General features: G+C 73.8%; 9 protein-coding genes. 8 read left to right on the plus strand and 1 reads right to left on the minus strand.

What is annotated here, in order from left to right:
• Positions 1–31: 31 nt before the first annotated feature.
• The 6 genes from AB0F89_RS32205 (at position 32) to AB0F89_RS32230 (ending at position 8298) form a co-directional block, all read left to right on the plus strand.
• Entirely contained in the window at positions 32–1291 is a 1260-nt protein-coding gene (locus tag AB0F89_RS32205; RefSeq protein WP_367129414.1) for a cellulose binding domain-containing protein, read from the plus strand.
• Between the two features lie 295 nt (positions 1292–1586).
• Positions 1587–4328, plus strand: coding sequence for a beta-L-arabinofuranosidase domain-containing protein (locus AB0F89_RS32210; protein WP_367129416.1), 2742 nt, complete (start codon positions 1587–1589; stop codon positions 4326–4328).
• Between the two features lie 112 nt (positions 4329–4440).
• On the plus strand, positions 4441–5049 hold the full coding sequence (gene sigK / locus AB0F89_RS32215; protein ID WP_367129418.1) for an ECF RNA polymerase sigma factor SigK: 609 nt from the start codon (positions 4441–4443) through the stop codon (positions 5047–5049).
• Positions 5046–5804, plus strand: coding sequence for an anti-sigma factor (locus AB0F89_RS32220; protein ID WP_367129420.1), 759 nt, complete (start codon positions 5046–5048; stop codon positions 5802–5804). The genes sigK and AB0F89_RS32220 overlap by 4 nt, the downstream gene beginning before the upstream one ends.
• Positions 5805–5927: 123 nt before the next feature.
• The gene (locus AB0F89_RS32225) at positions 5928–7508 is read left to right on the plus strand and encodes a molybdopterin-dependent oxidoreductase (protein ID WP_367129422.1); all 1581 of its coding nucleotides are present in this window, start codon (positions 5928–5930) and stop codon (positions 7506–7508) included.
• A gap of 115 nt (positions 7509–7623) precedes the next feature.
• The gene (locus AB0F89_RS32230; protein WP_367129424.1) at positions 7624–8298 is read left to right on the plus strand and encodes a fasciclin domain-containing protein; all 675 of its coding nucleotides are present in this window, start codon (positions 7624–7626) and stop codon (positions 8296–8298) included.
• A gap of 66 nt (positions 8299–8364) precedes the next feature.
• Here the strand turns inward: AB0F89_RS32230 and AB0F89_RS32235 are convergent, their stop codons facing one another.
• Positions 8365–8733, minus strand: a complete 369-nt coding sequence (locus AB0F89_RS32235; RefSeq protein WP_367129426.1) for an anti-sigma factor antagonist — start codon at positions 8731–8733, stop codon at positions 8365–8367.
• 164 nt (positions 8734–8897) lie between these two features.
• Here AB0F89_RS32235 and AB0F89_RS32240 point away from each other — a divergent pair, with 164 nt between their 5' ends.
• Both AB0F89_RS32240 and AB0F89_RS32245 read left to right on the plus strand, forming a co-directional pair.
• Entirely contained in the window at positions 8898–9389 is a 492-nt protein-coding gene (locus tag AB0F89_RS32240; protein WP_367129428.1) for a hypothetical protein, read from the plus strand.
• 298 nt (positions 9390–9687) lie between these two features.
• On the plus strand, positions 9688–12960 hold the full coding sequence (locus AB0F89_RS32245; protein WP_367129430.1) for a BTAD domain-containing putative transcriptional regulator: 3273 nt from the start codon (positions 9688–9690) through the stop codon (positions 12958–12960).
• Positions 12961–12978: the final 18 nt, after the last annotated feature.

The raw sequence follows: 12978 nt of genomic DNA on the forward strand, positions 1-12978 counted from the left end.
GCCGCCGCCCCGGAGTGGAAGGAACAATCCCATGCGCAGCAGGGACTCCCGCGCGTCGAGGTCGGCCGCGCTGGCAGTGGCCGCGGCCCTCGTCGCGACGACCGGCGCCCTGATCGGCTCGCAGTCCGCGTCGGCCGCCGCGGGGTGCCGGGTCGACTACTCGATCGGCTCGCAGTGGCCGGGCGGTTTCAGCGCCGGCGTGGTCGTGACGAACCTCGGTGATCCGGTGGCCGGGTGGCGGCTGTCGTGGGCGTTCCCCGGCGACGAGCGGATCACGCAGTCGTGGAGCGCGTCCCACACCCAGTCGGGCGGCCAGGTCACCGCGGTCAACGCGGCGTGGAACGGCGCCATCGCCACCGGCGCGACGGCGTCGTTCGGCTTCAACGCCACGTCCGGCGCCCGGTCCACGCCCCCGTCGGTGTTCACCCTCAACGGCACGGTGTGCACCGGTTCGACCACGACGACCACGACGACCACCACCACCACGACCACCACCACCACGCCCCAGCCGGGTCGCCCCATGATCGAGAACAACTTCTCCGTCACCAGGGAAGGCGCCCACGGCGACAACCGCTTCACCGTGTTCCGGCCGGCCGCCCCGCAGGCGGTCGACCGCGCGCTCCCCGTGCTGGCCTTCGGCAACGGCGCGTGCGCCCACACCGACAACAGCGAGGTCACCCGGATACTGACGTTCATCGCCTCGAAGGGCTTCGTCGTGGTGGACACCGGCTCGGTCGACGGCTCGCCCAACGGCGTGCCGAGCGGGTCGCCCATCCCCTCCCTGCTGACCGACGCCATCACGTGGGCCGAGCGGGAGCAGCAGCGCTCCGGGGCGCCGCTGAGCGGGCGCCTCGACCTGGCCAGGGTGGCCACCGCCGGGCACTCGTGCGGCGGCTTGGAGGCCATGGTCGCCGCCCAGGACCGCAGGGTGTCCGGTGTCGTCTCGCTGAACAGCGGGTTCTTCGCCGACGGCTCGTTCGGCTACCCGCGCTCCGAACTCCGCAAGCTGCACACGCCCGCCCTGTTCATGGACGGCGGCCCCTCCGACATCGCCTACGCCAACAACCAGGCCAACTACGACCTGGCCACCGTCCCGGCCGTGCTGGCCCGCCACCCGCAGGCCGGTCACGGCGGCTTCATCACCGGTGGCCAGCTGACCGACGGCATGACGACGGTGGTGCAGTTCCTCGACATGGTGCTCAACGGCAACCCGACGGCACGCGCCTACGTCCTCAGCCCGTCCGGCCTGGCCGCGAAGGCGCCCTGGGTGGTCGCCTCGAAGAACTTCTGACCGTCTCGGTGGACAGCAGACTCGGCTAAATTTGTTAGCGTTAACTTGAGCGGCGACGGCTCGCTCTTGTTTGATGCACCGAATAGCGCAATCTGGCGTCGAACATCTCCGCACAGTCTTGTGAGCGTGAACATACAGCTGTCAGACTCACGCTCGACGCCTTCCAGGGCTCACCCCGTCCCACCGCCACGGGGTGGGCCTCGTGCGCGACCTCCGCCGAGTGGAGCACGACCCGAGACCACCACGCTGCCCCCGGACCCGCCAGCACGGCCGGGCAGCCGATGACAGGAGTGCCATGTCGTCCTCACCGTTGAGCCGACGCAGGCTGTTGCAGGCCGCCGGGGTCGCCGCCGTCGCGACCACCGCACCCTCCCTGTTCGCCGGGACCGCCGGCGCGGCCGCGATCCCGCCGGTCCGCGGCGACGTGGGCGTGTCGGCGCACCCGTTCGACCTGGGCCAGGTCCGCCTGACGTCGGGGCGCTGGCTGGACAACCAGAACCGCACGCTGTCCTACCTGCGCTTCGTGGACGTGAACCGGCTGCTCTACAACTTCCGGGCCAACCACCGGCTGTCGACCCAGGGAGCGGCGGCGCTGGGCGGGTGGGAGGCGCCGAACTTCCCCTTCCGCACGCACAGCCAGGGGCACTTCCTGACCGCGTGGGCGCAGGCGTGGGCGGTGCTGGGCGACACCACGTGCCGCGACAAGGCCAACCTCATGGTCGCGGAGCTGGCCAAGTGCCAGGCGAACAACTCCGCGGCCGGGTTCAACACCGGTTACCTGTCCGGGTTCCCGGAGTCGGACTTCGACGCGATGGAAGCGGGCAGCCCGAAGTCGGTGTCCTACTACGCGCTGCACAAGACCCTGGCCGGGCTGCTGGACGTGTGGCGGTTGATCGGCAGCACCCAGGCGCGCGACGTGCTGCTGCGGTTCGCGGGCTGGGTGGACTGGCGCACGAGCAGGCTGTCCTACAGCCAGATGCAGCGCGTGCTGGGCACCGAGTTCGGCGGGATGAACGCCGTGCTGACCGACCTGTACCAGCAGACCGGCGACTCCCGCTGGCTGGCGACGGCGCAGCGGTTCGACCACGCGGCCGTCTTCGACCCGCTGGCCGCGAACCGGGACCAGCTCAACGGCCTGCACGCCAACACCCAGGTCCCCAAGTGGATCGGCGCGGCCCGCGAGTACAAGGCCACCGGCACGACCCGCTACCGCGACATCGCCGCCAACGCGTGGGCCATGACCGTCAACGCGCACACCTACGTCATCGGCGGCAACAGCCAGGCCGAGCACTTCCGGGCGCCCAACGCCATCGCGGCCTACCTCAACACCGACACCGCCGAGGCGTGCAACACCTACAACATGCTCAAGCTGACCCGGGAGCTGTGGCTGCTCACCCCCGACAACGCGGCCTACTTCGACTTCTACGAGCGCGCGCTGCTCAACCACCTCATCGGCCAGCAGAACCCGGCCGACCCGCACGGCCACATCTGCTACTTCACCGGCCTGAACCCCGGCCACCGGCGCGGCAACACCGGCCCCGCGTGGGGCGGCGGCAACTGGAGCACCGACTACACCACGTTCTGGTGCTGCCAGGGCACCGCCCTGGAGGTCAACACGTCGCTGGCCAACTCGATCTACTTCCACAACGGCAGCACGCTCACGGTGAACCTCTACACGCCGTCGGTGCTGACGTGGTCGGAGCGGAACACCACGATCACCCAGACCACCGCCTACCCGGCCGCCGACACCACCACGCTCACCGTCAGCGGCGCCGCCGGCGGGTCGTGGACGATGCGGCTGCGCATCCCCGCCTGGACGACCGGTGCGACGGTCAGCGTCAACGGCACCGTGCAGGACGTCGCCACCACCCCCGGCAGCTACGCCTCGCTGACCAGGTCGTGGACCTCCGGTGACACCGTCACCCTGCGCCTGCCCATGCGCGTGGTCGTGCGGGCGGCCAACGACAACCCGTCCGTCGCCGCGATCACCTACGGCCCGGCGGTCCTCGCGGGCAACTACGGCAGCACCACCCCGTCCCGGCTGCCCGCGCTGGACGTCGCCTCCATCACCCGCACCGGCACGTCGACGTTGGCCTTCACCGCCCGCGCCGACGGCGCGACGGTCAACCTGGGCCCGTTCCACGACGCCCACGGCTACAACTACGCGGTCTACTGGAACACCTCCGGCGGGGGCGGCGGCGGGTCCGACGCCGGGTACCGGCTGTTCAACGCGGCCGGCGGCCTGGTCCTGGGCGTGCAGAACATGTCCACCGCCGACGGCGGCCTGGCCGTGCAGTGGGGCGACACCGGCACCGCCGACCACGACTGGCAGGTCGTGGCGGACGGGGGCGACGTCCGGCTGCGCAACGTGAACAGCGGCAAGGTGCTCGGCGTGGAGAACATGTCCACCGCCGACAACGCCCGCGTCCTGCAGTGGGCCGACAACGGCACCGCCGACCACCGCTGGGCGGTCGTGGACAACGGCGACGGCACCCACAAGCTCCGCAACGCCAACAGCGGCAAGCTGCTCGGCATCCTCAACGGCTCCACGGCGCAGGGCGCCCAGGCCGTGCAGGACCCCGACAACGGCAGCGCGGACAACCGGTGGCGCTTCGTGCCGTCCGGGGCCCGCCGCGTCCAGAACCTGCGCAGCGGCCTGGTCCTCGGCGTGCGGAACATGTCCACGGCGGACGGTGGCCTGGTCGTGCAGTGGGACGACAGCGGCACCGCCGACCACCTGTGGACCGCCGTCCTCGACCCCGACGGCTACTTCCGGCTGCGCAACTCGCACAGCGGCAAGGTGCTCGGCGTCGAGAACGGGGCCGACGCCAACGGCGCCCGCGTGCTCCAGTGGGCCGACAACGGCACGGCCGACCACAAGTGGCGGCTGCGGTACGGCGCCAACGGCTGCTTCCGCGTCCAGTGCGGCAACGGCGCCCGGGTCCTCGGCGTCACCAACGCCTCCACCGCGCGGGACGCGCAGGTCGTCCTGTGGGACGACAACGGCACCGACGACCACCTCTGGCGCTTCATCTGACCACAGGGCCCCTAGCTGCGAAAACATCCGCCGGAGTGCTCTTGCGCACGTGACCGATCCGATCCGGCCCCCGCTCCGAATACCTCCCAGTGCCGTGGAGGGAAGGGGTGCCATGCCGGAGCGGGAACGGTCGTTGCGAGGTGTGCCGTCGGACGTGGACGACGGCGGCGCCTCGCTCGTGCCGGCGGAGGAACTGCTCGGCCGGGTGGCGCGAGGGGACGAGAAGGCGTTCGAACTGCTCTACGACCAGGTGGCCGGGTCGGTCCTCGGGCTCGTCCGGCGGGTGGTGCGCGACCACGCGCAGTCCGAGGAGGTCACCCAGGAGGTGCTGGTCGAGGTGTGGCGGACGGCCAGCAGGTTCGACCCGGGGCGCGGCAGCGCGTCGGCCTGGGTGCTGACGCTGGCCCACCGGCGCGCCGTCGACCGGGTCCGGTCGGCGCAGGCCGCGGCGCAGCGCGACCAGCGGGCCGCCGACCTGGGCGTGGTCACGCCGTTCGACGAGGTCAGCGAGCAGGTGGCGGGGCGGTTGGAGCGCCGCCAGGTGCGGCGCTGCCTGAGCACGTTGACCGAGGTCCAGCGCGAGTCGGTGCTGCTGGCCTACTACCAGGGCTACACCTATCCCGAGGTCGCCGCCCTGCTGACCGTCCCGCTGGGCACGGTCAAGACGAGGATGCGCGACGGCCTGATCAGACTGCGCGACTGCCTGGGGGTGGCCCGGTGACCGGTGACTCGATCAACGCCGAACTGCACACGTTGACCGGCGCGTACGTGTTGAGCGCGCTGTCCGAGCTGGAGAGCCGGGCCTTCGAGGTGCACCTGGCGCAGTGCGCGAGCTGCGCGCTGGAGGTGGCCGAGCTGAGCGAGACGGCGGCCCGGCTGGGCTCGGCCGTGCAGGTGCAGCCCTCACCGCAGCTGCGGGAACGGGTGCTGGCCGCCGCGTCGCGGACCCGGCAGCTGCCCCCCGAGGTCGCCCACCGCGCGCCGGCTCGCGGCCGTGGTCGCCGGCTGCGCCGCGCCACGGGGCTGACGGCGGCGGCGAGCGTGCTGGTCGCGGTCGGGCTCGGGGTGCACGGCGTGCAGAACGAGCGGCAGCTGGAACGCGAGGTGGACGCGCTGCGGCAGGCCACCGCCGAGCACGACCGGTTCGCCGACCTGCTGGCAGCGCCGGACGCCCGGTTGGTGCGCGGCGAGGTCTCCGGTGGCGGCACCGGCACGGCGGTGGTGTCCGCCAGCCGCGGCGCGGCGCTGTTCCTGGCCGACGGGCTGGCCGAGCTGCCCGGGGACCGGGCCTACCAGCTGTGGGTGATCGGCCGTGACGGTCCCCGCTCGGCCGGGTTGCTGGGTTCGGCGGCGAGCCCGCGGCCGCTGCTGGCCCAGGGCATCGGCGAGGCGGACAAGTTCGGGTTGACGGTGGAACCGCGGGGCGGGTCCGAGCAGCCCACGACGCCCGCGGTCGTCGTGCTGCCCTTCGCTTGAGCGCTCGCCAATCCGCGGGACGCCCGGCGCCGAACACCAGGTGTGAACGAAACCACCGATGCTCGGCGCCGGACCGGTTCCCGGCCACGACTGCCCCTCCCGGTCGCCGCCGCGGTGGGGCTGGTGTCGGTCGCGGCGGCGTTGGCGGTCGGGCACCTGGTGGCCGGCCTGGTCGACCCGTTCGCCTCGCCGTTCCTGGCGGTCGGCAACACGGCGATCGACCTGACGCCGCACCCGGTGAAGGACTTCGCCGTCCGGACGTTCGGCGAGGACGACAAGCTGGTCCTGCTCGGCGGCATGGCGGTGGTGATCACCCTGGTGGCCGTCGCCGCGGGCCTGCTGTCCCGGCGCGGTCCGGGGCCGGGCACGGTGCTGGCCGGCTTGGTGGGGGCGCTCGCCATCGCGGCGGTGCTGGCCCGTCCCACGATCGGCGCGGCGGGGCTCTTGGCGCCGGTCGCGAGCCTGGTCGTCGGGGTGGTGGTGTTCCGCTGGTTGCACGCCCTCGCTCGACGCACCGTGCCGACGCCCGGCGCCCACGCGCCTGACGCCCACGCACCCGACACCCGCACGCCCGACCAGGACGCGCCCGACCAGGACGCACCGGACCCGAATGTGACGGACCCGGACGCGTCCGGGCTCGGGCGGCGGCGGTTCCTGGTCACGTCGGCCGGCGTCGTGGCGGGGGCCGGGGTCGCCGCCACGACCGGTCAGCTGCTCGGGGGCCGGGTGGACGTGGAGGCGTCGCGCCGGGCCATCCGGCTCACCCCTGACGTCCCGGCGCCCCCGATCCCCGCGGGCGCCGACTTCGCGGGTTCCGGCAGCCCCGCCTTCATCACGTCCAACGCCGACTTCTACCGGGTGGACACCGCCCTGTCCGTGCCCCGGTTGCGCGCCCAGGACTGGCGGATGCGCGTCCACGGCATGGTCGAGCGCGAACTCGTCCTCACCTACGACGACCTGGTCGGGCGTCCGCTGGTGGAGAAGACCATCACGCTGTGCTGCGTCTCCAACGAGGTCGGCGGCCCCTACACCTCCACCACCAACTTCCTCGGCGTGTCCCTGCGCGACCTGCTGCTGGAGGCCGGTGTGCGTCCCGGCTCGGACCAGCTCGCGACCCGCAGCGTCGACGGGTGGACCTGCGGCACGCCCGTCGAGGCGATCATGGCGCCGGACAGCGGCGCGCTGCTGGCCGTCGGCATGAACGGCGAACCGCTGCCCGCCGAGCACGGCTTCCCCGTCCGCATGGTCGTGCCGGGCCTGTACGGCTTCGTGTCGGCCACCAAGTGGCTGGTCGACGCCGAGTTGACCACCTTCGACGCCTTCGACCCGTACTGGGTGCGGCGCGGGTGGTCGCAGCGCGCTCCGATCAAGACCATGTCGCGCATCGACCGGCCCAAGGGGTTCGACGAGGTGCCCGCCGGCAAGTTCGTCGCCGCCGGCACCGCGTGGGCCCAGCACACCGGGGTCGACCGGGTCGAGGTCCGCGTGGACGGGGGGCCGTGGCAGGAGGCCGAGTTGAGCACCGAGGTCAACGTCGACACCTGGCGGATGTGGCGGGTGGAGCTGGACGTCGCGCCCGGCAGCCACACCGTCCAGTGCCGCGCCACCGACCGCTCCGGCTACACGCAGACCGAGGAGCGCGCCGAGCCCGTGCCCGACGGCGCCACCGGCTGGCAGTCGATCGTGTTCACCGCGCGGGCCTGAGCGACGTGACCCAACCGTGACCGCCCGATCGCAATCCGCGGCCGGTCCGGCGCCGAACTCCCCATGACGAACCCGGGAGCACGGCACCGGGAAATCCACAAAGGAGTGATCTTCCATGCGCAAGACCCCGCGACTGGCCGCCATCGGCGCCTTCGCTGCCCTGGTGCTCTCGCTGGCGGCCTGCGGCGACAGCGGACAGTCCTCCACCGGTTCCGGTGACAGCGCGACGAGCACCACCTCGGCGGCCGCGATGACGACCACCACCACGAGCAGCATGGCGATGTCCGACGGCGTCACGAAGACCGACGACGTGTTCGGCGCCGGCTGCGCCAGCCTGCCCCCGGAGGCCGCGAACGAGGGCTCGCTCGACGGCATGGTGGACGACCCGGTGGCCACCGCCGCGAGCAACAACCCGCTGCTCACCAAGCTGGTGGCCGCGGTGCAGGCCGCCGGCCTGGTCGACACGCTGAACAAGGCCGACGCGGGCTACACCGTCTTCGCGCCCTACGACCCGGCGTTCGACGCCCTCGGCGCCGACGCCCTCAACGCCGTGCTGGCCGACCAGCCGAAGCTGACGTCGATCCTGACCTACCACGTGGTGCCGAAGCGCATGGACAAGGACGGCATCCTGAGCGCCGCCACGCTGACCACCGTCCAGGGTGGCACGCTCAAGGTCGCCGGCTCCGGCGACGACGTCACGGTGAACGACGCCAAGGTGCTGTGCGGCAACATCCCCACCGCCAACGCCACCGTGTTCGTCATCGACAAGGTCATGATGCCGACCGGCTGACCTCCGGTTCCGTTGGAAGGGCGTCGCGGCGACAGCCGCGGCGCCCTTCGGCCGTCCGACCGCGGTTCAGGTGGCCGCCAGCGCGGCGTCCACCGTCGAGTGAACCATCAGCAAGTCACCCAACCCGGTGAGCCGGACCGACCGCATGGCCGGGGCGGTGGCGGGCGCGACGACCCGCAGCCGGACCTCGGGGACCGCCTCGTCGTGGGCGGCGATCAACGCCGCCAGCCCGGCGGAGGCCAGCAGGTCGACGTCGCGGAGGTCCACCACGACCACCGCGGGCCGCTCGCGCAGCACGTCGGCGAGCGCGTCGCGCAGCTGGGGCGCGGTGCTCTGGTCCACCTCGCCGGACACCGTCGCCACCACCGCGTCGCCGTGGCGGCGGACGGTCACGGCGAACGGCCGAGGTGCGGCGGAGTGGGTCGAAGCGCGCACGGCGGTCCCCCTTCCGTTCCGGCGGTCGCGACCGATCCACCCGGCGCGGCCGGCTCAGACCGCCGTCCCCATCGTCGTACGGCGAACGGCGACGCGCCATCCGAGGTCAACTCACCCGCTCGGCCGATTGCACCGGTTCGTGCCACCCGCTGATGCTCCGTGACATGGGGGAATGGCAGAAGTTGGTGCCGCGGCCCGGCACGTCGCAGGGGGTGGGGACGGCGGTCGGCGGTGTCGTGGCGCTGGTCTTCTTGCAAGTCCTGGTGTGGACCGGTCACGGCACGTGGGGAATGGTGCCGCTGTCCCTGTTCTTCGTGGTGTTCACGGCGGCCTGGTGGCGCATCGGGTGGACGGGCGTCTACGTCGGCCCTCGCGGCGTGAAGATCCACCACCCGTTCAAGCGCGTCGAAGTGGTGCCGTGGGACGAGGTGGTCGGGTTCGAGGCGCGCCCCGTCCGGTTGCCGACCTCCGCGGTGGAGGGCGCGGTCCTCTGCCTGGTCGGCGCCCGCGTCCACCCGACGCCGGTGAAGCTGTCCCGCGGTCGGCGGTTCGATTGGGCCGCCTACCTCACCGGTTACGACGTCGTGCTGCCCGAGGAGGCGTTCACCGCGGCCGTCGCCACTCTCGACAAAGCGGTCAGGACCCGGCCGCGATAACCGGGGCAATTCCTGGGATCCCCACTCGGTTATTCCACTCAGCCGGGAATCGGGGATTGCGCAAAACTATCGCGGAGATCGCTGGTCCGATCAGCGCAATCAACTCACAGCACTTTGCTGACCAGCGAAAACCATCAATTGAGACGAAGATCGCGGCCGATCTTCCGGGAACATCGCCGTGATAATGTGGCGAACGAGGAGGATCCGAGTACCAGTCGACGCGCAGCGGAGCGGGTACGCCGGCAACAAGGGCGTGCCACTCGGCCCCTATTTCCACACGGGGGATGTCCCGATGTCGATGAGCACGACCGCTTCGCTGGTGGTCAGGTTGCTCGGACCGGTTCGCGCGTGGCGCCACGGCGCGGAGGTCGACATCGGCGCCGCGCGCAGGCGCGCCGTGTTCGCCCTGCTCGCGATGCGCGCGAACGAGGCGGTCTCCAAGGACGAGCTGGTCGACGGGGTGTGGGGCGACGCGCCGCCCGCGACCGCCGGCGCGAGCCTCTACACCTACGTCTCCGGGCTGCGCCGGGCGCTGGAGCCGGAGCGGTCCAAGCGGTCGGCCGGGGTGGTGCTCACCTCGTCGGGAGCCGGGTACGCGCTCCGGCTGGACCGCGAGGCGCTGGACGTCCACCGCTTCGACCGGCACCGCGAGCTGGCGGAGGACCTGGCGCGGCACGACCCCCGGCGGGCGGTGGCGGAGCTGGACGCGGCGCTGGCGCTGTGGGAGGGCGAGGCGCTGTTCTCCGTGCCCGGCCGGTTCGCCGAGTCCCAGCGGTCGCGGTTGCACGAGCTGCGGTTGGCCGCCGTGGAGCGGCGCGCCGAACTGGTGCTGCGGCTGGGCGAGCACGCCGACGTGGTGGCCGAGCTGTCCGGGCTGGTGGTCGAGCACCCGCTGCGGGAGGGCCTGCGGGCGCTGCTGATGTCCGCGCTGCACCAGGGGAACAGGCAGGCCGAGGCGCTGGAGGTGTTCCGCGACGCCCGGCGCGTGCTGGCGGACCAGCTCGGCATCGAACCCGGTCCCGCCCTGCGCGAGGCGCACCGCCGGGTGCTGGGCGGCGAGGCGCGCCACCGCCCGCCCGCGACGCCGCCGACCTCGACCGACCTCCGGGCGTCGGCGCCGCGACCGGCGTCGGCGCCGTTCGTCGGCCGGCGCCGCGAGCTGGACCTGCTGCGGCGCGCGTTGTCCGATGTGGACGGTGGGCGCGGCGGGGCCGTGTGGCTGGAGGGCGAGCCGGGCATCGGCAAGTCGTCCCTGCTGTCCGCCTGCCTGGCCGACGCGGGCGTCCGCGTCGCCAGGGCCGCCGCCGACGAGCTGGGCAGCCGCTTCCCGCTCCGCGTGGTGCTCGACGCGCTCGGCGTGTCGGTCGCCTCCCCCGACCCGCGCCGCGTCGGGCTCGCCCGGGAGCTGCTGGCGCCGGCGGGCGACGGCGACCCGGTGCTCACCGCCATCGACCGCCTGGTGGACCTGGTCTGCGAGCTGTGCGCGGAAGCGCCGCTGGTGCTGGCGCTCGACGACTTCCAGTGGGCCGACGAGGCCGGCGTGCTGCTGTGGCACCGGCTGGTGCGCCTGGCGCACCGGCTGCCCCTGCTGCTGATCGCGGTGGCGCGGCCGGTGCCGCACCGCGAGGACGTGGCGCGGGTGCGGCGGGCCGTCGTGGAGGCGGGCGACCTGGTCCTCCTCGGACCGCTGGCGGACGACGAGGTCACCGCCCTGGTGACCGAGCTGGTGGGCGCGACGCCCGGCCAGGGCCTGGACCGGCTCGCCGGGTGCGCGGGCGGCAACCCGCTCTACGTCCGGGAGGTGGTCGACGCGCTGCTGCGCGAGCACACCGTCGAGTTCCGCTCCGGGGTCGCCGACGCGGCGGTCGCGGACCAGGACGTGCCGCCGTCGCTCGTCACGGCGCTGACCAGGCGGCTGGCGTTCCTGTCGGCCGACGCGCTGGACCTGCTGCGCCGGGCCGCGCTGCTGGGCGGCGCGTTCGCGCCCGGCGACGCGGCGGTCGTGGCGGGGCGGCCGGTCTCCGAGCTGGTCGCCGCCGTGGAGGAGGCCGCGGCCGCCGGCGTGCTGGTCGAGGCGGGCGCCGAGTTCGCCTTCCGGCACCACCTGGTCCACCGGGCCCTCTACCTCGGCACACCGGCCGCCGTGCGGGCCGCGCTGCACCGCCAGGCCGCCCAGGCCCTCGCCGCGGCCGGGTCGGCGGTCGAGCTGGTCGCCCGGCAGCTGGCCGCCGCGCCGACCGCGGTCGACCGCTGGGTGGTGGACTGGCTGGTCGCGAACGCCGCGGCGGTCGCGGCGCGGGACCCTGACCTGGCGGTGGCGGTGCTGCGGTCGGCCATCGCGCAGTCGGACCTGCCCGCCGGTGACCGGGAACGGCTCGCCGCCCGGCTGGCCCGCCTGGTGTTCCGGCTCGGCCGCCGGGCCGAGGCCGACGTCCGCTACGCGCTGGCCCGCGCCCGCGACCACGAGCTGGTCGCCGAGATGCGCTGGGTCCTGGCCGCCTCGCACCACCGCGAGGGCCGCCGCGCGGAGGCCGCCGAGGTGCTGCGGGCGGCGACCGCCGACCACGCCACGCCGCCCGTCTGGCGAGCCCGCTTGGAGGCGCTGACCGCGACCGTGCTGACCGGCGACGAGGGCGAGTCCGCCGCGCGCCGGGCCCTGCGGCTGGGGCGGGAGGCGCGCGACGACTTCGCGGTGGCGCAGGCCCGGCGCGGGCTGTGGCGGGCGGCCACCGCGCGCGGCGACCACGCCGAGGCGTTGCGGCAGGTCGAGCTGGCGCTGGTGGCGGCCGTCGCGCCGGACGTGCACTCGGACCTGCTGGGCGACAAGGTGCTCACGCTGCAGCACCTCGACCGCTGGGACGAGGCCGACGAGCTGCTGCGCGTGCCGTGGTCGCACCCCGCCGTCGTCGCGCAGCACTACTGGCGGGGTCGGTGGGCGGACGCGCTCGACCTGGTCGACGGCCACCGCGAGGCGACGCCGAGCCCGTGGCCGGGGGATCGCGGGCCGACGCCTCCCGCGCACGGCGTCGCCGCGCTGGTCGCGGTCCGCCAGGACCGGGTGGAGGCGGCGGCGCGGCACCTGCGTGCCGCGGCGGAGCACCGGGAGGAGCCGCCGGACGACTTCCGGGCCGCCGCCGAAGCCCTCCTGGCCGAACGCGCCGGGCGGGTGGACGACGCGCTCACCGCGTTGGCCGGGGTGCTCGCGCCGGACCGGGTGACGCCCAACCTCCGGTGGCTGCCGCTGGTGACGCGGTTGGCGCTGCTGGCGGGCGATCCCGACCTGGCGGCGCGTGCGGCCGGGCAGGCCGGGGCGGGCGCGGTGGCGTCGCGCTGCCGCGGGTTGGTGGAGCGCGACCCGGCCCTCGTGCTCGACGCGGTGGCGGAGTACCGGGGAGCGGGCAGGCCGGTGGAGTTGGCCGAGGCGCTGGAGGACGCCGCCGCGCTGCTGGCCGGGAGCGGCGACCAGGTCGCGGCCGGTGCGGCGGTGCGGGAGGCCGTGGTGGTGTACCGGGGTTTCGGTGCGGAGTGGGATGCGCGACGGGCCGGGGCGCGGTTGCGCCACGTGGCCTGAGGGGACTTCTCGGGGAGG

The sequence above is a fragment of the Saccharothrix sp. HUAS TT1 genome (assembly GCF_040744945.1).
GTDB lineage: Bacteria > Actinomycetota > Actinomycetes > Mycobacteriales > Pseudonocardiaceae > Actinosynnema.